The following is a 23238-nucleotide window of genomic DNA, read 5'->3' as shown; positions in this document are numbered from 1 at the left end:
TCACCCCGTGACGCCAAAGACCAGAGACCACGGCCCGCGAGCGTCAGGTCGGCGCTCGCCAAGCGCATAGATGATCTCGATAGGATCCACCTCAAAGGCGGCACTCACGGCATGCGATGTGGGATTGGCGACAAGTATGTAGTGCCGTCCGTCCTCAAGCGGCCACTCGACACGGATGACGCCATTCTCGGCAGCATAACGCCCGCCCTGACGCATCCGCGCCAGCAACGGCACGACACGCTCTCGCCGAAGCGCAATGAGCTGGCGGTAGCGTTCGATCCAGGTCGAACCATGCTTTGAACCTGCCTGCTCCCAGTCGAGGATCGCAGAGCGGAATGTCTCCGCCGATGTCGGGTCGAGCACATGTTCCCCGTCGAAACCCGGCAACTTCGAGAGCTCATTCCGCCGGCCGTTGCGTACGGCTGCGTTGAGCTCCTTGTCGAAATCGCAAAAATAGGGAAATGGCTTTTTTGAACACCACTCCTCGCCCATGAATAGCATGGGAATTTGCGGTGAGAGCAGCATCAGCGAAACGGCGAAGGCGAGCGCCTGTTCGGGAAGCGCGGCCATCACTCTGTCACCCTGGGCACGGTTGCCGATCTGGTCGTGATTGTGAAGGAATGAAACGAGGGCCGAAGGTGGGAGATGTGCGCTCGGACGGCCGCGCCGTTCACCGCGATAGGGCATCACGTCACCCTGATACACGAAGCCTTCCGCCAGAGCCTTTGCAAGAGCCGCACCCGCATCCCGGTAATCGGCGTAGTAGCCAAAGGTCTCGCCGGTCGTGGCCACATGCAAGGCGTGATGGACGTCGTCATTCCACTGAGCGTCGAACGTGGCGGTACTGGGCTGGCCCCGCTCGAGCAGAAGCGGGTCATTCTCCTCGTTCTCGACGATCAGATGAATGTGGCGATCGGCAAAACGCTCCCGCACACGCGCCGCGAGTTCGTGCAAGAAGTGCGGTTCACTGTCGTCGCGGATGGCGTGCACGGCATCGAGCCGCAGTCCATCGACATGAAACTCCCCGATCCAGAAGAGCGCGTTTTCGATCAGGAATGCGCGCACCATCTCGCTCTGCGCATCATCGAAGTTGATGCCGTCGCCCCACGGCGTCTGATGATGCGGCGAGAACAGCGGCGCATAAGCCGGCATGAAGTTTCCGGACGGGCCGAAGTGATTGTAGACGACATCGAGGAACACGGAGATGCCCCTTTGATGGGCCGCCTGAACGAGCAGCGCCAGATCGTCCGGTCGTCCATACCGACTGTCCGGCGCATACGGCATGACACCGTCATAACCCCAGTTCCAACGACCGGGAAAATCGGCGATCGGCATCAGCTGGATGGCCGTTATCCCAAGGTTGCCGAGGTGATCCAGCCTGTCGATCGCAGCTTGGAAGGTACCCTCATCCGTGAATGTGCCGACATGCAGCTCGTAGATGACCATGTCCGCCCAGGGCCGCCCGCGCCAAATGGCGTCGCGGGTCTTCTGCGTCGAAAGATCGACGACCTCGCTCGGCCCGAAAACGTCCTCGGGCTGGTGCCGACTTGCAGGATCCGGGACAATGAGGCCATCCGGCAGTCGAAACCGATAGCGGGTACCCGGCCGTGCCCCAGTGACTTTGAGGCGAAACAGGCCATCCGCCTGCCGATCCATGTCCTTCGCAGGAGCGCCGTCAATTTCGAGCGTCACCGATTTGCAATGCGGCGCCCACAACCGAAACAAAACCCCGTCATCTTCAATGACGGGGCCAAAAAGATAATCTGTCACCGCTGCTTCTCCTACGCTGCCACGAGGAGGCAACGCAGGAAGTGGTGAATGGTTCGCCCCCCCAGCGCGAAAGGTGGAAGGACGGTTATCGCGTCATGATCCCTGGGGTGAAAATGGCAGCGGAAAGGTGACCGCCTGCCCCGTTTCTGCAGACTTCTGTGCTGCGAGCCCCATGGCCACCGCCCACCAGCCGTCATCGAGCGCAACCTCGACCGGCCGCTCGCCCTTTACCGCCTTCTGGAAGCGCTGGTGCTGATAGAAGGTCGAGCCGTTGTGGTCACCGGCTTCCAGCAGGTGCGGATCAACCGGAATTTCGACGACGCGCGGCCCTTTCGGATCACGCGGTGAGATGATGACCTGAGCAATCGGTGGCTCGCCGAGATGTTCGGGCCAGAAGCGGCCGGGTCCTGGCACCAGGCACTCGATCTTGCCGGTGGGGCCAACTGCCGAGATTTCCTCCTGATAGCGGGCACCTTCGGCAAACATGCAGAGCTCGAGCATCGCCCGCGCCCCGGAGGCAAAGTCGACAATCACATAGGCATTGTCCCAAATGTCGGAGCGATTTCCGTCATAGACCTCGTCGACATGATTCACGGACTGTCCACCCGAAGCCATGATGCGAACCGGGTCGGATTTCAGGATGTGCCGCATCAGATCGAAGAAATGGCAGCATTTCTCGACGAGGGTCCCACCCGTGTTGCGATTGAACCGGTTCCAGTCGCCGACCTTTTCGAGAAACGGAAAACGATGCTCGCGGATGGTCAACATGCGGATGCCACCGGTGGCATCGTCCGCCTGTTCGATCATCCGCGCGACCGGCGGCATGTAGCGGTATTCCATGGCGACCCAGATCGGCGCCGGATAGGCAGCTCGCAGGGCGGCAAGGCGCGGAGCATCGGCAGAATCGGTGAACAACGGCTTCTCCACCAGCACCGGCAGCGGCCGGATCCCAGCGATCTTTTCCAATTGCTCGAGATGCAGATAGTTGGGGCTTGCGATCAGCAGGCAGTTCACGGCCTCGACAGCAAGCAGCTCCTCGATCGAGGCGACCATCTTTGCCGTCGGGACAGCCTCCGCTGACAGCGCGCGCATGCCGGCATCCGGCTCATAGATCGCGACCACCGATGCATCCTGCAGAAGGGCGATGTTGCGCAGGTGCTCCTGCCCCATCATGCCGCAACCGATGATCCCGTATTGAAGTCCTGCCACGCTTTCCTCCTCAATTGAACCGCTCCTCGCGGTTATGTCATTTCAGCCGCGATACGTATCGGGCGACGGTGTGATCGAGCCAGGTCCGCGAGACTTCCGCACGGGCTCCCTCCTGATCCTGGCTGATGCGTTGAATATGTGTGGCGGGCGCGCCTGGCCTCAGACCGAAGCTCGCAGGCGCCCAGTCCGGCACCACGTCGAGACCGATCTGGTCCTCGGCCCTCGCAATCCAGAGCGAGAGCTTGGTGCGATAGAACAGATAGAGGGATTCCGAGACCGCCTCGGGGTCAATCGTCTCGACGTAAGACCCGTCGAGCCAGATTTCCTCAAGCGCCGCCGGACGGCCGGAAAGACGCCGCAAACGCCGGATCCGATGCGCCTCCGCGGACGTGCCGAATGTCGGCAGCCCGTCCGGTTTCGGCAGTCGGTCGATCGACAGGATCTCGGCGGTCGGCAAACCGCCGCCGCCCGGGAGTTCAAGCCGGAACATCGAATAAACAGATTTCGGATCGGAGATCGCCCGCACGTAATTGCCGGAGCCCTGAATGCGCTCCAGCAGCCCGCGATTTTGCAGCTCGGCCAATGCCTTGCGCAAAGTGCCGACGGCAATGCCGAGTTCTTCGGCCATATCCCGCTCTGGCGGCAGCTTTTCACCGTCGATCAGCCGTCCCGCCGCGATATCACGCACCAGAAGCTCGGTAATCTGCACATAGATGGGAAGGCTGCCGGGCGGCTGCGTTGCGGAGTTCTGTGGCACTTCGGTATCGCCGAGAAAAAATTGATACACTATTGATCTACATCAAATCGAGTGTTAGGCAAGAGGAAAGTTGGAGCCTTGGAGGAGACCTCAATGACTGTCGTACCTGTCACATCGGCCGATATCGATGGCGCGGAAGTGTCGTGGTTCGCAGCCCTTTGCTCTGACGATTATCAATTTCTCGGGGTGCCTGATGGAGCTTTGCGGTCGAGCTTCGAGCACTGCTCCGACATCGTCCAGAAGGCCGAGCAGCTGGGCTTTCGCAACATCCTCTGCCCTTCCTCCTATCAGGTAGGCCAGGACACGCTGAGCTTCGTCGCCGGCTGTGCCCCGATCACGTCCAAGATCAACATGCTCGCCGCCATCCGCTGCGGCGAGATGCAGCCGATCATGCTGGCGCGCACGGTTGCGACCCTCGACCACATGCTCAAGGGCCGCCTGACGCTCAACGTCATCAGCTCGGATTTTCCAGGCGAAGTCGCAGACAGTGCCTTCCGCTACAAGCGCAGCCATGAGGTGGTCGAGATCCTCCGCCAGGCGTGGACGCGTGACACGATCGACCACGAAGGCGAGGTCTACCAGTTCAAGGGCGTCTCGACCGAGCCCGCCCGCCCGTATCAGCAGAACGGTGGCCCACTCCTCTATTTCGGCGGCTATTCCCCCGATGCGCTGGAGCTCTGCGGCGCGCAATGCGACGTCTATCTGATGTGGCCGGAGAAGAAGGACCAGCTCGCCGAGCGGATGAAGGCTGTGCATGCGCGCGCCGAAGCCCATGGCCGGACCCTCGATTACGGTCTGCGCGTCCACATGATCGTCCGCGACACCGAGAAGGAAGCCCGCGAATACGCCGAATACATCGTATCGAAGCTCGATGACGAATATGGCAAGCTGATCCGCGATCGTGCACATGACTCGATCTCGCTCGGTGTCGCCCATCAGGCCCGCGCCCGCGAGCTCGCCGACCAGTTTGGCTATATCGAGCCGCACATGTGGACCGGCATCGGCCGCGCCCGCTCCGGCTGTGGTGCAGCACTCGTCGGCTCCACCGACCAGATCCTCTCGGAACTGGAAGAGTATAGGAAGATGGGCATCCGCGCCTTCATCCTGTCAGGATATCCGCATATCGACGAGGCGGTTCACTTCGGCACCAAGGTGCTGCCGGAACTCAAGACTGTCTCGCTTCCCCACGCTTATGGCCGCGTCCCCTCGGAAACGCCGCCCACACCTCTCGGAAATGGAGTTCGCCGCTGATGCAGCGCGTCAATCTTACCCCTGATCTCACCTTCAGCCGCCTGGTCTACGGCATGTGGCGCATCGGCGACGATGCCGACACCTCGCCCAAGCATGTGCAGGCCAAGATCGAGGCCTGCCTCGCCCAGGGCATCACCACCATGGATCAGGCCGACATCTATGGCGGTTACACCGCAGAAGCGATCCTCGGCAACGCGCTGAAGGCCTCCCCCGGCCTGCGCGACAAGCTCGAGATCGTCACCAAATGCGATATCGTCGCCCCGGTCGGTCGCCATTCGGCAGCCCGCGTCAAGTACTACGATACGTCGGCGGCTCACATCACCGCCTCGGTCGAAGCCTCGCTCACCGACATGGGCACCGATCATGTCGACCTGCTGCTGATCCACCGCCCCGACCCTCTGATTGATCCCGATGAAACGGGCCCGGCTCTCGATGCGCTCGTAGCGTCCGGCAAGGTACGCGCCGTTGGCGTTTCCAATTTCCGCCCCTGGGACTTCTCGCTGCTGCAGTCTTCGATGGAGAACAACCTCGTCACCAACCAGATCGAGATGAGCCTGCTTGCGACAGATACCTTTGTGAACGGCGATCTCGCCTATTTGCAGGAACGCATGGTGTCGCCGATGGCCTGGTCGCCGCTGGGTGGCGGACGCCTCCTCGACGGATCGAAGCCGGAACTCCTGTCGGCCCTGAAGCGCATTGGCGCAGAAAATGGCGTCGACGAAACGGCTGTCGCGGGTGCCTGGCTGCTGCGTCATCCGGCCACCATCATGCCGGTCATGGGCACCAATTCACTCGATCGTATTGCCAAGATTGCAGACGCGACGAAGGTGGAGCTGGATCGCCAGACCTGGTTCGAGCTTTATACTCTTGCGATCGGACAGGAGGTCGCCTGATGATGGCTGCTAATGACATTCATGCGTTGGAGGCCGTCTTCGTTCCCGGCGCCGACAACCATCGTGCTTTTCGCAATGCACTGGGCAGCTTCACCACGGGTGTGACCGTGGTGACCGCGACGACCTCAGACGGTCCGATCGGCATGACGGTGAACAGCTTTGCCTCGGTTTCGCTCGATCCGCCTCTGGTGCTCTGGTCGCCGGCCAAGAGTTCATCTCGATACGGCGCATTTACGGGCGCCCGACATTTCGCGATCCACGTGCTCGGCGCGGATCAGGATCACCTGAGCGCCGCCTTCACACGCGGCGGCAATGGCTTCGACGGGATCGAGGTCAGGTTCAACGACGAAGGCGTGCCGGTTCTGCCCGGCACGCTCGCGCGTTTCGAATGCGCCGAACAGGCGCAGCATGACGCCGGGGATCACACGATCATCATCGGCAGGGTGTTAAGGGTCGCACATCGGCAGGGAGAACCGCTGTGCTTCTCGGGGGGACGGTTCGGACGCTTCGCCGTCTGAATTGAATTTGGGAGGAGGTCGTCGGCAGCATGAAATACATGCTGCGGCGCGACGGTCGAAGACGATCCGGAACAAGTCTGCGAGTAGAAGATTGCTCCGCGCGGATCTGAATGGGGAACAGCCGTGTTTGTGCGGCGGGAACAAGTCTTCGATAGTGCGCCGAATTGACCGATGACAAGAAACGGGTGGAGACATGACGGCACTTTCGAACCTGACCAATCTGCTCGGCCGGCTGAACGCTGCCGTGTTGACGGTCGGATTGTGGCTTGGGGCCGGCGCACTCGGCATCATGCTCGTGTTCATTCTCGTTCAGGTCTTCTTTCGCTACGTCCTCGGCAATGCTCTGCCCTGGAGTGAGGAAGGCTCCCGTTTCCTGATGCTCTGGATGACGGGCTTGATGGTGCCGACGGCATTCCGCCAGGGCGGCTTTGTCGCCATCACGATGATCCTCGACATCTTTCCGCGTCTGATCGGCGGCCTGATCAACCTGCTTTTCCTTGGACTGGCGGCGGTCCTGCTTTATGTCGCCATGCGCATCGGCTGGGCTGAAGTGACAGGGCTCGGCGGACGATTTGCCATGCCGGCGATTTCCGTACCAACATCTCTGGACCTCAGCACCTGGATGAAGGTGCCGCGCGGCTGGATGATGGCTTCGCTCGCAACGGGTGTAACCATGATGTTTGTGGTCAGCATCGAACTGATCCTGCGCAGCCTTATCGAACTGACAGGACATCAAGAAAAGCTCGAGCCGGTCGCCTCGCTCGCAGGACTGGGAGCCGAGTGATGCTGACACTTTTCCTCCCCCTTTTCATGATCCTTCTGCTGCTCGGCTTTCCGATCGTGTTCGGCCTGATCGCAGCGCCCGGCATTCTGCTCTGGCTGAACGGCCAGGAGCGCGACATCGTGCTTCTCTATCGCAATGTCTATAACGGGATGGACAGCTTCCCGCTGATGGCGATCCCTTTCTTCATGCTGGCCGGGGAACTGATGAACCGGGCCGGCATCACCATGCGTCTCGTCGAGTTCGCCCAGGCGGTGATCGGCCATCTGCGCGGCGGCCTCGCGCACGTCAACATTTTGTCCTCGATGCTGTTTGCCGGCCTGTCAGGCTCGGCCGTGGCGGACGTATCCGCACTTGGCTCGATGCTGATCCCGGCGATGGAGAAGCAGGGCTACAGCCGAAAATTTGCGACCGCCGTCACGGCGGCATCCTCGATCATCGGCCCGATCATCCCACCGTCCGGCATCATGATCATCTATGCCTATGTCATGGGCGAAAGCGTGGCTGCGCTTTTCCTGGCTGGCATCGTTCCGGGTGTCCTGATCGGCCTCAGCCTCATGGCGATCGTCTACCTGCTTGCCGATCGCGAGAACCTGCCCGCTGCGACGACCCGAGCAACCTGGTCCGAACGTGGCCGCGCAAGCCTCAATGCCTTCTGGCCGCTGATGACACCGGTCATCATCATGGGTGGTATTCTCGGCGGCATCTTCACGCCGACGGAAGCCTCTGCCGTTGCCGTCGGCTACGCAATCTTCATTGGCCTCTTCGTGCTGCGCAGTCTGAAACTCGGCGACATGCCGAGAATTCTGATGCGCGCCGCCATGACCTCGGCGGTTGTCCTGCTTCTCGTAGGCGCAGCAATGGCCTTCAAGACGGTCGCCAGCCTTTCGCACACGCCTGAGCTGCTGGCCTCGATCATCCTGAGCCTGAGTGAAAATCCGCTGGTCCTGTTGCTGCTGATCAATCTGCTGCTCTTCGTCGTTGGCATGTTCCTCGATGCAGGTCCGGCAATCATCATTCTCGGCCCGATCCTCGGCCCCATATTCACACAGATGGGTGTGGATTCCGTCCACTTCGCCATCATCATGGCGGTCAACCTGACGGTTGGCCTTCTGACCCCACCCATGGGCCTGGTACTCTTCGTCTCGTCGTCCGTCTCCGGCCTAAAGGTCGAGACGATCGCCAAGGCCACACTGCCGTTCTTGGCGGCGGAAATCGTTGTGATCTTCCTGATCACCTATTTCCCCGCTTTGACGCTCACGCTCCCGCGCCTTGCGGGCTTCGTCGACTAACTTGAGAAAAGGGAGGAACCAGAATGCTCAAGTCCATGTTGAAAACCGTGCTGCTGGCCAGCGCACTCACCATCACCGGTGTTGCGCAGGCAGCAGACATCACGCTGCGCGCCACCGCCAACTCCAACGAAAACGACGAGGATTATGATGGCCTTGTCGTCTTCAAGAACTATGTCGAGAACGCCTCGAACGGCGCGATCGCCGTCGAACTCTTCATCGGTACCCAGCTCTGCGCCACGGGTGAAGAATGCCTCCAGGGCGTCGCCGACGGCTCGCTCGATATCTACATCTCGACCTCGGGCGGGGCAGCCGGCCTCTTCCCCTATATCCAGGTTCTCGACCTGCCTTACCTGATGAGCGACGACCGCGTGGCAGAGACCGTGCTGACCGGCGACTTCACACGCAAGCTGCGCGAAAAGGCCCTGGCCGATAGCGACAACAAGATCCGCCTGATGACCATCGGCAACACCGGCGGCTGGCGCAACTACGCCAATACTCAGAAGGCGGTGAAGACACCGGAAGATCTGAAGGGTCTGAAGATGCGCACCGTCCCGGCCGATCTGCCGCAGCAGGTGGCGACCGCCGTGGGAGCCGCGCCGACCCCGATCCCGTGGCCGGAACTCTTCACCTCGCTGCAGACCGGCGTGGTCGAAGGCACGGCAAACGGCATCACCGACATCATGTCCATGAAGTTCCCGGATGCCGGCCTGAAATATCTGACACTCGACGGCCACAGCTACATGGGCGCCTTCTGGTGGATGTCGAATGACCGCTTCCAGGGCCTGACGCCGGATCAGAAGCAGATCGTCGTTGACGGATTCGCAGCCCTTCAGCAGGCGACCTTCGCCTCGCCAAAGCGCAAGGAAATCGCCGCCTATCAGGACTTTGCCAAGGCCGGCGGCGAGATCTACGTGCCGACGCCTGCCGAGAAGGAAGCCTTCAAGACCGCCGTCTCGCCCGTCTTCGACTGGTTCAAGACGAATGTGACAGGCGGAGCCGAAGTGTTCGACCTGTTCACAGCAGCGGTTGCCGATGCCCAGAAGAAGGTTGACGCCGAACGCGCAGCTGATCTGAACTGACGACATCAGGGATGCGCGGTACGCCGCGCATCCCTTCATTCCGCCCTCCGCATCATCTGATACCACCATGCACGGGGCGCTCTACCAGAGGTGATCCATGCCAGACCCGTCCATTGCCTCGCCCAAGCAGGAGCGGGACAGCCGCCCCTTGACCCTGCGCGAGCGCTGGCAAGCCTTGTTTCCCGGTCTGTCCGTCACGGTCTTGATCGCTCTCGCATCCGCCTTTCTGTCTGAACATTACGGCGCACCGGCCATGCTGCTGGCGATCCTGATCGGGCTGGCCTTGCACTTCCTTGCAGAAGATCCGAAGACGGCAGCAGGCTTGGACTTCGCGTCGCGCACGGTGCTGCGGGTGGGCATTGCGTTGCTCGGCCTCAGGGTGAGTGTCGCGATGTTCGCCGAACTGGGTGCTGCGGTGATCGTCATGATCGTTGGCGCAGTCTTGCTCACCATCCTCTTCGGCATCCTCGCCTCGCGCCTCTCTGGCCAAGGCACACAGTTCGGCGTGCTGACGGGCGGCGCGGTCGCCATATGCGGCGCCTCGGCAGCCCTTGCGATCTCCGCGACGCTTGGAAACCGCAGCAAGGAAGCCGACCAGCAGATGGTCTTCACGGTCATCGGCGTCACCATGCTGTCGACGCTCGCCATGATCTTCTACCCGATCCTGGCAAGCCTTGCGGGTCTCGACGACCACCAGACCGGTATCTTTCTGGGCTCGACGATCCATGACGTCGCTCAAGTCGCAGGCGCCGGTTTCTCGGTCTCCGTCCCTGCAGGCGAGACAGCGGTTTTCGTGAAGCTCATCCGTGTGACTATGCTGGCCCCAGTCGTGCTGGTCGCCGCACTCGCCTTCCGCCGCACGGTCTCCGGCGACGTCAAGCGCCCGCCCCTCCTGCCTGGCTTCGTGGTCGCATTCCTATTGCTGGCTGCCTTGAACTCGCTCGTCAGCATCCCACCCGTGGTCGGCGACTGGGCGGGCATGGTCTCACGCTGGGCGCTGCTCGTGGCAATCGCCGCCGTCGGTGTGAAGACCTCCCTGCCCGAGGTTTTCAAGATCGGCGGACGGGCGATAGGCCTGCTGGTTGCCGACACCGTCTTCCTGGCGGCAATCGTGCTCGCCGTCCTGGTCTTTGTCGGACTGTGACCGCCTGCTCTTCGCCCATTGGGCAGCGGCGCAGAATCCGTTACAGCATCAGGTAAAATCGGCGGAGTGCGAGGAGGATCCATGGCAAAGACAACCAAGACACCGGCGAACGGCCTGAAGCCGGCGCTGACGCAGGATCCCCATGCCGTACGCGAGCCCCGCGCCAACAATCTCGAAATGGCGATTGGCCATGAGGTGCGCACCTATCGCAAGAAGCTCGGTATAACAGTTGCCGATCTCGCCGCGGCAACGGGCATGTCGGTCGGCATGCTCTCAAAGATCGAGAACGGCAATATATCGCCTTCGCTGACCACCCTTCAGGCGCTGTCCAAGGCGCTGGGAATGCCGATCACCGCCTTCTTCCGTGGCTTCGAGGAGCCGAAATCGGCGAGCTTCGTCAAGGCGGGCGAAGGCGTGAACCTGGAGCGCCGGGGAACCCGCGCCGGACATCATTACAGCCTGCTTGGCCATATCGAAAACAACACCTCGGGCGTCGTCGTCGAGCCCTATCTGATCACGCTGAACGCGGAATCGGACGTCTTTCCGACTTTCCAGCACGAAGGCATGGAGTTCCTCTACATGCTGGAGGGCGAAGTAGTTTATCGCCACGGGGATAGCCTCTACCGGATGCAGGCAGGCGATAGCCTCTTCTTCGACGCCGACGCCCCGCACGGCCCGGAAGAGCTCGTAAGCCTGCCGGCGCGCTACCTCTCGATCATCTCCTATCCACAACACCGATAGTTGCCCAACAGGAAAACTTTATTCCCTTCGATTGATTTTCGTGATCGCCGCTGCTAGCCCTTTCTCCAGAGACTTTGGAGGGCGTGGCGATGTGCGGCATTGTAGGTCTGTTTCTCAAGGACAAGGCGCTGGAGCCCCGGCTCGGCGACCTCCTCTCGGACATGCTGATCATCATGACCGACCGAGGACCGGACTCGGCCGGCATCGCCATCTATGGCGGCGTCGACGGCAAGACCGCCAAGGTCACGATCCAGTCCGCCACGCCGGAAAGTGATTTTACGGGCCTCGCCGAAGATCTGGCCAAGGCGGGGATCGACGCAGCCGTCTCCCTCAAGAGCACTCACGCGGTCATTTCGATCCGTGCAGCCCAGTTGACCGAGATCCGCGCGGCCCTTGCCGAAATCCGCCCTCACGTCCGCATTATGGGCTCCGGCGAAAGCGTCGAGATCTTCAAGGAAGTCGGCCTTCCCAAGGACGTCGTGCAGCGCTTCGGTGTGCGTACCATGGGTGGCACCCACGGTATCGGCCATACCCGTATGGCCACCGAGAGTGCTGTCACCACGCTCGGCGCCCACCCCTTTTCGACAGGCGCAGACCAATGCCTCGTGCACAACGGCTCGTTGTCGAACCACAACAATCTGCGCCGCGAGTTGATCCGCGAAGGCATGTCCTTCGAGACCGAGAACGATAGCGAAGTGGCAGCGGCCTATCTCACGGCAGAAATGGCAAAGGGCAAGGATTTGGGGCAAGCACTGACCGGTGCGCTTGATGATCTCGATGGCTTCTTCACCTTCGTTGTCGGGACCAAGACCGGTTTCGGCGTCGTGCGCGACCCGATCGCCTGCAAGCCAGCCGTCATGGCCGAGACCGACCAGTATGTCGCCTTCGGCTCGGAATACCGCGCCCTGGTCAACCTGCCGGGCATCGAGACCGCCCGCGTCTGGGAGCCGGAACCGGCGACCGTCTATTTCTGGGACCATGAAAAGGCCGCCTGAACCGCGACACCGAGAAAGCTTGCACAATGCCAATCTTCGATCTCTCCCATACCCCGCTTCGCGAGTTGAACAGCGCGCTCCACAATCTCGGCACCGGCGCAAACGACCTCGAATTCGAGGTGGTGAACCCGCGTGGCCATCATGCTGTTGCCGTCGGCATCGATGCGCCTGTCACCGTCGAGGTGAAGGGATCGGTCGGCTATTACTGCGCCGGCATGAATGACGGTGGCACCGTCACCATCCATGGCTCGGCTGGTCCTGGCGTGGCTGAAAACATGATGTCCGGCACGGTGGTGATCGAGGGCGACGCCTCGCAATATGCTGGCGCCACCGGTCGCGGCGGCCTGCTCGTCATCAAGGGCAATGCCGCCTCCCGCTGCGGCATCTCGATGAAGGGCATCGATATCGTCGTGCACGGCTCGATCGGCCACATGTCGGCCTTCATGGGCCAGTCCGGCCACCTCGTCGTCTGCGGCGATGCGGGTGAGGCCCTGGGCGACAGCATCTATGAAGCGAAACTTTTCGTACGCGGCTCGGTGAAAAGCCTCGGCGCCGATTGCATCGAAAAGGAAATGCGCGCCGAACATCTCGAAAAGCTCGCCGAACTGCTGACCAAGGCCGGCGTGAGCGACGTGCAACCCGAAGAGTTCAAGCGCTACGGCTCGGCCCGCAAGCTCTACAATTTCAACATCGACAATGCCGACGCGTATTGAGGCGAGGAAAAGCTGATGAGCTACCACAACCCCTTCACCCCGCCGCGCAAGTCCGCCACTTTCGATGACCACACACTCGCCGAAATCCGCCGAGCGGCAGCTACCGGCATCTATGACATCAGAGGCGGCGGCACGAAGCGCAAGGTGCCGCATTTCGATGACCTGCTGTTCCTCGGTGCATCCATCTCCCGCTATCCGCTCGAAGGTTACCGCGAGAAGTGCGATACCTCGGTGGTCCTCGGCACCCGCTTTGCCAAGAAACCGATCGAGCTGAAGATCCCGATCACCATTGCCGGCATGAGCTTCGGCGCCCTCTCCGGCAATGCCAAGGAAGCCTTGGGACGCGGCGCAACACTCGCAGGCACCTCAACCACGACGGGCGACGGCGGCATGACCGATGAGGAACGCGGCCATTCCGAAAAGCTGGTCTACCAGTATCTTCCCTCCCGCTACGGCATGAATCCGAAGGATCTGCGCCGCGCCGATGCGATCGAAATCGTGGTCGGTCAGGGGGCGAAGCCCGGCGGCGGCGGCATGCTGCTCGGCCAGAAGATCTCCGACCGCGTTGCCCAGATGCGCAACCTGCCGATGGGCATCGACCAGCGCTCCGCCTGCCGCCACCCAGACTGGACCGGCCCCGACGATCTCGAGATCAAGATCCTCGAACTGCGCGAAATCACCGATTGGGAAAAGCCGATCTATGTGAAGGTCGGCGGCGCCCGCCCCTATTACGACACCGCTCTTGCCGTGAAGGCTGGCGCCGATGTCGTCGTGCTCGACGGCATGCAGGGCGGAACGGCGGCGACGCAGGACGTCTTCATCGAAAATGTCGGCATGCCGACGCTCGCCTGTATCCGCCCGGCCGTTCAGGCACTGCAGGACCTCGGCATGCACCGCAAGGTGCAGTTGATCATCTCCGGCGGCATCCGCTCGGGCGCTGATGTGGCGAAGGCCTTGGCGCTCGGTGCAGACGTCGTCTCGATCGGCACGGCAGCGCTGGTCGCCATCGGCGACAATGACCCGAAGTGGGAAGAGGAATACCAGAAGCTGGGCACCACGGCCGGGGCCTATGACGACTGGCACGAAGGCAAGGACCCGGCCGGCATTACCACCCAGGATCCAGAGCTCGCCTCACGCCTCGATCCGGTCGCCGCAGGTCGCCGCCTTGCCAACTACCTGAAGGTCATGACGCTGGAAGCGCAAACGATCGCCCGTGCCTGCGGCAAGAACAAGCTGCACAATCTGGAGCCGGAGGATCTCTGCGCACTGACGATGGAGGCTGCCGCCATGGCCCAGGTGCCCCTCGCCGGCACCAGCTGGTATCCCGGCAAGGGAGGTTTTTAAAAGCCCTGATGGCCGCATCCTGATCCCACGGATGCGGCCATTGTTTTTCAACACATGTGTCTCAATCCATAAAAACAGGGGAACGACGTGACACAGGATCTGGCAGGCTTCGCTGCGGAGCGAGGCATCAAATACTTCATGATCAGCTTCTCCGATCTCTTCGGCGCCCAGCGTGCCAAGCTGGTCCCGGCACAGGCGATCGCAGAGATGCAGAAGGACGGCGCCGGTTTCGCGGGATTTGCCGCTTGGCTCGATCTGACGCCGGCCCATCCCGACCTTTTCGCCATTCCGGATGCCTCTTCCGTCATCCAGCTCCCATGGAAGCCTGAGGTCGCCTGGGTTGCCGCCGATTGCATGATGGAAGACGAACCGGTCGCTCAGGCGCCGCGCGTCATGCTCAAGCGCCTGGTCGCGGAAGCGGCAGATCTGGGTCTGCGCGTGAAAACCGGCGTCGAACCGGAATTCTTCCTGATCTCTCCAGACGGCGAGACGATCTCGGATGAATACGACAGGGCCGAAAAGCCCTGTTACGACCAGCAGGCGCTGATGCGCCGCTATGATGTGATCGCCGAGATCTGCGACCACATGCTGGAGCTCGGCTGGAAGCCCTACCAGAACGACCACGAAGATGCGAACGGCCAGTTCGAGATGAACTGGGAGTATGACGACGCGCTGAAGACGGCCGACAAGCATTCCTTCTTCAAGTTCATGGTGAAGTCGGTCGCCGAGAAACACGGGCTGCGCGCCACCTTCATGCCGAAACCCTTCAAGGGTCTCACTGGCAACGGTTGCCATGCGCATATCTCGGTCTGGGACATCGATGGCAAGGTGAATGCCTTCGCCGACAAGAACATGCCTTTCGGCCTGTCGGCCAAGGGCAAGACCTTCCTTGGCGGCATCATGAAACACGCCTCGGCACTCGCCGCGATCACCAATCCGACGGTCAATTCCTACAAGCGCATCAACGCCCCGCGCACTGTCTCCGGCGCCACCTGGGCACCGAACACCGTCACCTGGACCGGCAACAATCGCACGCACATGGTGCGCGTACCCGGTCCTGGCCGCTTCGAGCTGCGCCTGCCAGACGGCGCCGTAAACCCGTACCTGTTGCAGTCGATCATCATCGCGGCAGGCTTGAGCGGGCTCAAGAGCAACGCCGATCCCGGCCCGCATTACGACATCGACATGTACCGCGACGGCCATACGGTGAAGGATGCGCCCCGGCTACCGCTGAACCTCCTCGATGCCCTACGAGCCTTTGAACTGGACGACGTGTTGAAAGCAGCGCTTGGGTCTGAATTCTCAGACGCCTATCTCAAGCTCAAGCATGACGAGTGGAACAGCTATTGCGGGCACTTCACGGCCTGGGAGCGCCAGACGACACTGGACGTCTGACGCTCTGGATCAGCCGGCGATATCGATCCGTCGTTCGCTGTCGGCATCGAACAGGTGCAGATGCGCCGGATCGAAGCCAAGCGACATCATCTCGCCCGACCTGAGAGGCTGACGATCCGTCACGACCACGTTGATCTCGGGTGTCGTGGAAGACGTGATATAGGTCATTGAGCCCGTGCTCTCGACGACACCGACCGGCAGTCGGATCTGTGCGTCTGCTTCCTGAACCAGCCTGAGATGCTCTGGCCGCAGGCCGACAATCAGCTTTGAGGCTGTTGGCAGAGGCCGATCCAGGGTCACGAATTGTGGATTGCCGAGTTCGAAAACCAGAGACCGCCCATCGGCACCCACCTTGGCCGGGATGAAGTTCATCGCCGGCGAACCGATGAAGCCGGCAACGAACTTGTTGACCGGCCGATCGTAGAGCTCGAGCGGAGGCCCCTGCTGCTCGATCACGCCATGCCGCATGACGACGACGTGATCGGCCATGGTCATCGCCTCGATCTGGTCATGGGTGACATAGACGGAGGTGGCACCTAGCCGGTCATGCAACGACCGGATTTCCTTGCGCATGTGCACGCGAAGGGCGGCATCGAGATTGGACAACGGCTCATCGAACAGAAACGCTTTGGGATGCCGGATGATCGCCCGGCTCATCGCCACGCGCTGGCGCTGGCCGCCGGAGAGCTCGCGCGGATAACGATGCAACAGGTTGGACAAGCCCGTCGTCGCCGCCACCTCTTCCGCTGCCTTCTTCGCCTCTGCCTTCTTCACACCCCGAATACGCAGTGAATAAGTGAGGTTCTCTTCAACCGTCATGTGCGGATAGAGCGCATAGGACTGGAAGACCATGGCAAGGTCGCGCTTGCGCGGCGGTACGCCATTCATGCGCTCGCCTGCAATGATCAGGTCACCTGCCGAGATGCTTTCGAGCCCGGCCAGCGACCGCAGCAAGGTAGACTTGCCGCAACCGGACGGTCCGACCAGCGCCACGAAGGAGCCCTTGCGAATCTTGAGATCGATGTCGCGCAGCGCGTGATAGGCGCCGTAATATTTGTTGACGCCGGATAATTCGATCTGATGGGTCATTTGAGAGCTCCAGACGTGAGCCCGGAGACGATCCGGCGCTGCAAGAGAACAAAAACGGCAAGGATGGGTGTCACATAGATCGTGGCAAAGGCCATGATGTTGTTCCACTCATTGGTATTGGGGCCCATGAAGGAATTAAGGCCGACGCTTGCGGGTTGGTATTCGACCGCCTGGATGATCGACTTCGAATAGACGAACTCGCCGAAGGCCTGCATGAAGATCAGGATGGCGGACACCAGGATGCCGTTGCGCGCGAGCGGCAGAACGATGTGGAAGAAGGCACCGATCCGCGAATTCCCATCAACCAGCGCCGCCTCCTCGAGCTCCATCGGCACGCTCATGAAAGTGGCGCGCACCAAAACGACGAAGAAGGGCATGCTCTTCGCAGCAATCGCGATGATCACGGCGGTACGCGGGTATTCGAGCATGCCGAGCTGCGAGAAGCCGACGAAGATGGGGGTAATCATCAAGGAGGCCGGCAGCACCTGCAGCATCAGGATCAGGAAGAGCCCGATATCGATCCATCCGTTGCGATAGCGAGCAAGCACGTAAGCGCAACCGGTTCCGAGAACCGTGATCAGAGCGACCGCGCCGAACGCGATGACCAGCGAATTCCACATATAGCGGGCAAGGTTGCGGCTCTCCCAGACATAGGCATAGGTCGACCATTGCGGATCGGACGGCCAAAAGCTGGGCGGCGTGGCGAACATCGCGGAACCGCTCTTCAAGGTGGTGATGTACATCCAGTAGAGCGGGAAGAGATAGATTGCGGCGAGCACGATTGCGATCGCCAGCATCAGTCGGTTGCGCCAGGTCTCGCTCATCCGCGTACCTCCTGCTTGGTCGAGCGGACATAGACCACCGAAGCGAACATCACGACGACGATCATCAGGACAGAGATCGTGGCTCCACGGGCGAAGTCATATTGCCGGAAGGATTGATCCCAGGCCCAGTATTGCGCGACATTGGACGAATTGTTCGGCCCGCCCGATGTGATGGCGGCGAAGAGGTCGAACTGCTGCAGGGTAAAGATCAGCCCGAGCGAGATGATCGCCCCGATGGTCGAGCGCATCATCGGCAGCGTGATCGTCCAGAACCGTTGCCAGACATTGGCACCATCCAGTTCCGCTGCCTCGTAGAGATCTTTCGGGATACCGGAAAGACCGACGGAAAGCAGGATCATGTTGAAGGATGTCCCAAGCCAGATATTGGCGATGATCACGGCCCAGAGCGAGTAGTTCGGATCCGAGCGCCAGAAGATGTTCTGCGAGATGATGCCTGCTTCCCGCAGGACGTAGTTCAAGACGCCGAAATCACCCGACAATATCAAGTTCCAGATCGCCCCGACGACGAGACCGGGCATGACCCAGGAGACGAGAAAGAGACCGCGTAGCCAGGACGCGCCTGGAAAATTCGTCCAGAAGAAAAGAGCAAGACCAAAGCCGATAACGAACTGCCCGGCGATCGAAGCCACGACGAAGATCGCCGTGTTGCTCAGGATCGGCCAGGTCTCGCGTTGAGCGAACAAGGAGACATAGTTCTTGAAGCCGACAAAGGGCCGGAAGAACGTCCCGAGCGAGAACATGTCGACTTCCTGGAAACTCATCAGCACGTTGTAGAGCAACGGCAAGCCGGACAGAACGAAGAGAAAGGCGAGCGGCAGCGCCATCAGGCCGATATCGAAACCGCGGCCATCAGTCAGGCTGGACAGTATCTTGCGCATGCTGGTCTCCGCATCGCGATTGACATCTCCGGTCAGGCCGCCCCCGCCACTTGTCGGAACGAGGACGGCCCTCCGGGAGATAGGTTGAACAGGGATCCGACACGTTGAGAGCAGGTCTTCGGACCCCTGCGGATAGGGTCAACCGGTGATGGCCGCGATGGTTTCAGCCGCTTGATCGAGCGCTTCCTTAGGCGACGATTGACCCGTGAGCGCCGCCTGGATGGCATCCTGGATCGCCTTGGAGATCTTCGGCCATTCGGGATGCGGCCCGCGCGGCTGGGCATATTGCAATTGCTCCTGGAAGACCTTGAGGGCCGCGTCCTTCCTCTCGTTGCCGGTCGCCGGCAGGATTATGTCGGAACGGGCCGGCAGCTGGCCAAATTTCTCGAACATCTGGTCATCTTGTGCGGCAAAGTATTCCAGGACCTTGAAGGCTTCTTCCGGTTGCTTCGTGTTGGCGAAAATTGCCCAGTTGAAGTCACCCATGGCCGACGAGCGCTCGGCACCGGCTTCCGGCACCGGCAGAAGCGCCACGCGCCAGTCGAACTTGGCTTCATCGCTCATCCGGTTCAGCTCCCATGGCCCGGAGATCGCCATGGCCGCATTCCCAGAGTTAAAGGTGCCGGTGGAATCCCACTGTCCGCGCGTCAGGCTGTCAGGAGAGGCGAGCTTCTCGTCCATCAGGATTTTCCAAGTCTCGAGCGCCTTCACAGCGCCCTCGGCATTGATTGCCTGGTAGCCGCCACCGCCCATCTGCGCCCAGGGAAGAAACTGGAAGGTCCCCTCTTCGCTGGCCTTGGCCGAAAAAGCGAGGCCGTAGACGTTTTTCGCCGGATCGTTGAGCTTACGCGCGGCATCGAGGAGTTCCGCCCAGGTCTGCGGCGGCTTGTCCGGATCGAGGCCCTTCTCCTTGAACATGTCGGCATTGTAGTAGAGGGCGATCGTGTTGGTGGCCTTCGGCACACCGAAGAGCTTCCCGTCCCAGGTCACCGAATTAAGCGGTCCGGCAAAGTAGTTTTCGGTCTTGATGGCTTCCGATTTCGCGATCCGGTCCGTCAGGTCGAGAAAGGCGCCACGTGAGGCAAACAAGGCATGCTCGGGGTTGTCGATCGCGATGATATCGGGCGCCTGTCCGGTCGAATAGGCGCGCATCGCCTCGCTGACGACGTCGTCGAACTGGATCTGGCGGTATTCGACCGTGATGCCGTTGCCGAGTGCATTGAAGTCCTTGATCAGATTGGGTGCCGGCTGGATGTCGCGGTCGAGCGACCAGACGGTGATCTTCACGTCCTCTGCCTGGGCCGATAGCCCGAACAAGGAGACACTGGCCAGCGCCAAGGCGCCGAAGGCGATATGCTTGCGAATACCCATGGTTTCCTCCTCTTGGGTTTTTGCATGGGCCTTGTCCTCCACAAGACCCATATTTCCGAAAGCTCAGACCGGATCGGTGACGAAATCCCCGCCCCGGCAATTCTTCAGGTAATTCAGGCCATGCACCTGGCCGGTCATTTCCAGCGCGTCGCGATAGACCGGATCGTGCCAGCCCTCGATGTCGATCGAGCCGGACCAGCCCGCGATCCGGAGCTCGGAAATCACATCCGTCCAGTTGGTGTCGCCGAAGCCCGGCGTGCGCATGAAGACGAAGGGATGCTTGCCGAAGACGCCGTGTTCACGGATCACGTCCCAGCGGATCGTCGCGTCCTTGCCATGCACATGGAAAAACTTGTGCGCCCATTTGCGGATCTGCGGGATCGGATCAATCAGATAGACCATCTGATGGCAGGGCTCCCATTCGAGCCCGATGTGATCGTCCGGCGTCTCGTTGAAGATCAGCTCCCAGGCATCCGGATTGTGCGCGATGTTCCAGTCGCCGGTCTGCCAGTTGCCGTCCATGGCGCAGTTTTCGAAAGCGATCTTCACGCCCTTGTCGGCAGCACGCTTGGCGAGCTCGCTCCAGATTTCGCGATAGCGCGGCAGGCTCTCCGTCAGTGGGCGGTTACGGATACGACCCGTAAAACCGGCGACGCAGGTCGCGCCGAAATGATGGGCATTGTCGATGCAATCCTTCCAGCCCTGAAGGGTCTGGAGATCCACGTCGGTCTCTTCCAGCGGATTGCCGAACATGCCGAGCGTCGAGATGGTGATGTCGCGATCGCCGATCGCCTCGACGCAACGCTTGCCGAGATCGGCAAGATCCTGACCGTTGGTGGTCTGCCAGAAGAAGGGCTCGAAGCTCTCGAAGCCCATATCGGCGATCTGTCCGATCCGCTCGGCCGCCTTGCCGCCGCTGGCGCTGACCATGGTTCCGATGCGGATGGAATGTGCAGAATTGCTCACGGGCTCAGTATCCTTCGACTGAAATGCTGACGGGAAGTCCGGTCCTGGCGCTTTCGATCGCGCCGAACACCATGGACAGGCTCTTGATATTGTCGTCGCTCGCAGTCTCGGGCTTCCGCCCGGATTTTACGGCGTCGATGAATTCCGCGAGTACGCTCCGATGCCCGTGCGTCTCGTCCTCGTCAGGCGCCAACGGCACGGGCAAGATTTGCTGACCGCGCAGCAGGCCGGGCTCACTGCCGGCGACCGTGGCCTCGAAGCCTTCTTCGCCGTCCCAAGTGATCATGCCCTTCGAGCCGACGAGCCTCCAGGCGCTCTCCCAGCTCGTACGCCGCCCTTCGGCGCACCAGGAGCCGCGATAGGTGAAGACAGCATCGCCAGAGAGCTTGAAAATCGCGTTCGCCGACGCGCCATGGGCATACCAGGAGCCGGGCGGATTGCTCTCGACGCAATAGACCGAAAGCGGCTGCTTGCCGGATACGAAGCGGGCGGCATCGAAGGTGTGGATCGCCATGTCGAGCAGAAGCACATTGTCCATGGCCTCGCGGAAACCACCAAAATGCGGCCCGAGGAAGAAGTCGCAATGAATTCCGGAGAGCTCCCCGATCAAGCCATCCTCGACGGCGCGACGCAGGCGTCGGACACCGGAGATGAAACGACGATTCTGGACCACGGCATGAACTCGGCCAGTCTCTGCGGCGAGGGAAAGCAGTGCCTTGGCCTCATCCATGGATGTGGCGAGCGGCTTTTCGGACAGCACATGGCAGCCAAGCTTGAGCGCGGTCGAAACGACGGCGAAGCGCGCCGACGGCACCACCACGTCGAACACCATGTTCGCGCGCGTCGCCTCGATCACCGATGCGAGATCCGTTCCGATGGTCACGTTTTCCAGGGCGAATTCAGCCGCGAGCGCCTTCGCCGTCGTCGGGTCGAGGTCGACGAGACCGACAATTTCGACCTCTCGGCCCAAATCGGAAGCAGACTGAAGCGCTCGAAGCCAGCCTTTAGCCATAGCTCCGCACCCGCACAAAACGGCTCTTGATGTCACTGATATCCTCCCAGGGATGAGTGAAACTGCTCTTCCGCACATCCCGTAAACGTTTACGACACTATGAACGAGACCCCGCATGTGTCAATAGTTTTTCGTAAACGATTACGGACCACCGCTTGGGGAGGGGAAATGACAGGCATTCGCGAGCTGGCCGAACATCTGGATATTTCCATCGGTACGGTTTCGCGCGCGCTGAATGGCAAGCCCGACGTCAACGAGGAGACACGCCGACGCGTTCTGGAAGCCGCAGAGAAGCTGGGTTACGTGGCCAACCAGGCCGGCCGCTCGCTACGCAAGGGCGCAACCGGCATAATCGGCTTCATGATGCAGACCGGCCATGACATTACCGGCCAAGGAGATACCTTCTTCATGCGCGTCTTCGACGGCATGCAGACGGTGCTTGCCCGCCACAAGCTCGACCTCGTCGCCCTGCTCTGCTCATCGGAAGAAGATCCGGACGCTTACCTGAAGCGAATCGTCGCCCGGGGGTTCGCCGATGGCATCATCCTGTCGGCCACGCGCCACCAGGATCCCCGCTTCGAGCTCCTGCACAAGACGAAGATACCCTTCATCACCCTTGGGCGAAGCCAGACGGATGTCGGCCAGCCCTGGTACGATCTGGATTTCGAAGGCATGGCAGAAGACGCAATCGAACGCCTTGTGGCGCGCGGCCACAAGCGGATTGCGATCAGCCGTCCCCATGGCGACATCAATCTCGGCCATGTGTTCGAGAACCACTGCCGCGTCGTGCTCGCCCGCCACGGACTGGAGCTCGACCCAGCGCATGTCTATCGCTCCGGCCCGAATGAACCTGGCGGCTATCACGTCGCCCAGCAGGTGATGAAATCACGCGACCGCCCCACAGCGATCATCCTCCTCAACGAGGCGACCGTGGTCGGCTTTTATCGCGGCCTGCAGGAAGTGGGATTGAAGCCGGGCAAGGATATCGCGGTCATCGGCCAATACAGCCCCCAGGCCCAGTTCCTGCACCCGGTTCTCACCTGCTTTCGCCCGGATTTGAGGGGGCTCGGGATCGCCTTGGCAGAAAGCCTGCTGGCGACCATGCCGGATTTCACGCACCACTATCCGGATGCTGTTCGCAGGCGCCTTTGGCCGATGATCCTGATCGAGGGTGAGAGCGACTGATCCAACTGCC

The 23238-nt window shown here is 61.2% G+C and carries 22 protein-coding genes; 13 read left to right on the top strand and 9 right to left on the bottom strand.

The window, feature by feature from the left end:
- The 3 genes from treZ to BSY240_RS17940 form a co-directional block, all read right to left on the bottom strand.
- Positions 1-1770: a malto-oligosyltrehalose trehalohydrolase gene (treZ, locus tag BSY240_RS17950; RefSeq protein WP_069043219.1), complete on the bottom strand. Its 1770-nt coding sequence runs from the start codon at positions 1768-1770 to the stop codon at positions 1-3.
- 93 nt (positions 1771-1863) lie between these two features.
- A complete protein-coding gene (locus BSY240_RS17945) occupies positions 1864-2979 on the bottom strand; it encodes a Gfo/Idh/MocA family protein (protein ID WP_083229668.1) in 1116 nt (371 codons plus the stop codon).
- Positions 2980-3016: 37 nt separating this feature from the next.
- Positions 3017-3766 (bottom strand): GntR family transcriptional regulator, encoded by a 750-nt coding sequence (locus BSY240_RS17940; protein WP_150127496.1) that lies wholly within the window; start codon positions 3764-3766, stop codon positions 3017-3019.
- Positions 3767-3829: 63 nt separating this feature from the next.
- On the opposite strand from BSY240_RS17940, the gene BSY240_RS17935 reads away from it, so the two are divergent.
- From BSY240_RS17935 to glnT, 12 genes are all read left to right on the top strand, one after another.
- Positions 3830-4987, top strand: a complete 1158-nt coding sequence (locus BSY240_RS17935; RefSeq protein ID WP_054147791.1) for an LLM class flavin-dependent oxidoreductase — start codon at positions 3830-3832, stop codon at positions 4985-4987.
- A complete protein-coding gene (locus BSY240_RS17930) occupies positions 4987-5880 on the top strand; it encodes an aldo/keto reductase (protein WP_069043218.1) in 894 nt (297 codons plus the stop codon). The genes BSY240_RS17935 and BSY240_RS17930 overlap by 1 nt, the downstream gene beginning before the upstream one ends.
- Positions 5880-6398, top strand: coding sequence for a flavin reductase family protein (locus BSY240_RS17925; protein WP_069043217.1), 519 nt, complete (start codon positions 5880-5882; stop codon positions 6396-6398). Before BSY240_RS17930 ends, BSY240_RS17925 begins: the two co-directional genes overlap by 1 nt.
- A 193-nt stretch (positions 6399-6591) precedes the next feature.
- Positions 6592-7182 (top strand): TRAP transporter small permease, encoded by a 591-nt coding sequence (locus BSY240_RS17920; protein WP_054147788.1) that lies wholly within the window; start codon positions 6592-6594, stop codon positions 7180-7182.
- Positions 7182-8471, top strand: a complete 1290-nt coding sequence (locus tag BSY240_RS17915) for a TRAP transporter large permease (RefSeq protein WP_054147787.1) — start codon at positions 7182-7184, stop codon at positions 8469-8471. Before BSY240_RS17920 ends, BSY240_RS17915 begins: the two co-directional genes overlap by 1 nt.
- Before the next feature lie 23 nt (positions 8472-8494).
- Complete coding sequence (locus BSY240_RS17910) at positions 8495-9550, top strand: TRAP transporter substrate-binding protein (RefSeq protein ID WP_069043216.1); 1056 nt, start codon at positions 8495-8497, stop codon at positions 9548-9550.
- Between the two features lie 97 nt (positions 9551-9647).
- A complete protein-coding gene (locus BSY240_RS17905) occupies positions 9648-10694 on the top strand; it encodes a YeiH family protein (RefSeq protein ID WP_069043215.1) in 1047 nt (348 codons plus the stop codon).
- 81 nt (positions 10695-10775) lie between these two features.
- Positions 10776-11435 carry a helix-turn-helix domain-containing protein gene (locus tag BSY240_RS17900; RefSeq protein ID WP_069043214.1) on the top strand — a complete coding sequence of 220 codons (660 nt, stop codon included), beginning with the start codon at positions 10776-10778 and terminating at the stop codon, positions 11433-11435.
- Between the two features lie 89 nt (positions 11436-11524).
- The gene (locus tag BSY240_RS17895; protein ID WP_069043213.1) at positions 11525-12430 is read left to right on the top strand and encodes a class II glutamine amidotransferase; all 906 of its coding nucleotides are present in this window, start codon (positions 11525-11527) and stop codon (positions 12428-12430) included.
- A gap of 26 nt (positions 12431-12456) precedes the next feature.
- Positions 12457-13143, top strand: a complete 687-nt coding sequence (locus BSY240_RS17890; protein ID WP_069043212.1) for a GXGXG domain-containing protein — start codon at positions 12457-12459, stop codon at positions 13141-13143.
- A gap of 15 nt (positions 13144-13158) precedes the next feature.
- Complete coding sequence (locus BSY240_RS17885; RefSeq protein WP_069043211.1) at positions 13159-14487, top strand: FMN-binding glutamate synthase family protein; 1329 nt, start codon at positions 13159-13161, stop codon at positions 14485-14487.
- Positions 14488-14574: 87 nt separating this feature from the next.
- Positions 14575-15882 carry a type III glutamate--ammonia ligase gene (gene glnT / locus BSY240_RS17880; protein ID WP_069043210.1) on the top strand — a complete coding sequence of 436 codons (1308 nt, stop codon included), beginning with the start codon at positions 14575-14577 and terminating at the stop codon, positions 15880-15882.
- Positions 15883-15891: 9 nt separating this feature from the next.
- Here glnT and BSY240_RS17875 read toward each other — a convergent pair whose 3' ends face one another.
- From BSY240_RS17875 to BSY240_RS17850, 6 genes are all read right to left on the bottom strand, one after another.
- Positions 15892-16971: an ABC transporter ATP-binding protein gene (locus BSY240_RS17875; RefSeq protein WP_069043209.1), complete on the bottom strand. Its 1080-nt coding sequence runs from the start codon at positions 16969-16971 to the stop codon at positions 15892-15894.
- Complete coding sequence (locus BSY240_RS17870) at positions 16968-17795, bottom strand: carbohydrate ABC transporter permease (RefSeq protein WP_054147778.1); 828 nt, start codon at positions 17793-17795, stop codon at positions 16968-16970. The genes BSY240_RS17875 and BSY240_RS17870 overlap by 4 nt, the downstream gene beginning before the upstream one ends.
- Positions 17792-18694: a carbohydrate ABC transporter permease gene (locus tag BSY240_RS17865; protein WP_054147777.1), complete on the bottom strand. Its 903-nt coding sequence runs from the start codon at positions 18692-18694 to the stop codon at positions 17792-17794. The genes BSY240_RS17870 and BSY240_RS17865 overlap by 4 nt, the downstream gene beginning before the upstream one ends.
- A gap of 138 nt (positions 18695-18832) precedes the next feature.
- Positions 18833-20065 carry an ABC transporter substrate-binding protein gene (locus BSY240_RS17860; protein ID WP_069044037.1) on the bottom strand — a complete coding sequence of 411 codons (1233 nt, stop codon included), beginning with the start codon at positions 20063-20065 and terminating at the stop codon, positions 18833-18835.
- Between the two features lie 63 nt (positions 20066-20128).
- Positions 20129-21031, bottom strand: coding sequence for a sugar phosphate isomerase/epimerase family protein (locus BSY240_RS17855; protein WP_069043208.1), 903 nt, complete (start codon positions 21029-21031; stop codon positions 20129-20131).
- A gap of 4 nt (positions 21032-21035) precedes the next feature.
- On the bottom strand, positions 21036-22079 hold the full coding sequence (locus BSY240_RS17850) for a Gfo/Idh/MocA family protein (protein WP_150127495.1): 1044 nt from the start codon (positions 22077-22079) through the stop codon (positions 21036-21038).
- Positions 22080-22211: 132 nt separating this feature from the next.
- Here BSY240_RS17850 and BSY240_RS17845 point away from each other — a divergent pair, with 132 nt between their 5' ends.
- Complete coding sequence (locus BSY240_RS17845) at positions 22212-23228, top strand: LacI family DNA-binding transcriptional regulator (RefSeq protein ID WP_069043206.1); 1017 nt, start codon at positions 22212-22214, stop codon at positions 23226-23228.
- Positions 23229-23238 lie beyond the last annotated feature (10 nt).

Origin of the sequence: Agrobacterium sp. RAC06 (assembly GCF_001713475.1) — a bacterium.
In the GTDB taxonomy this organism is placed as follows: Bacteria; Pseudomonadota; Alphaproteobacteria; order Rhizobiales; family Rhizobiaceae; genus Allorhizobium.
Note: the sequence above shows the minus strand (reverse complement) of the source record. Positions and strands in the feature narration are given on the sequence as shown.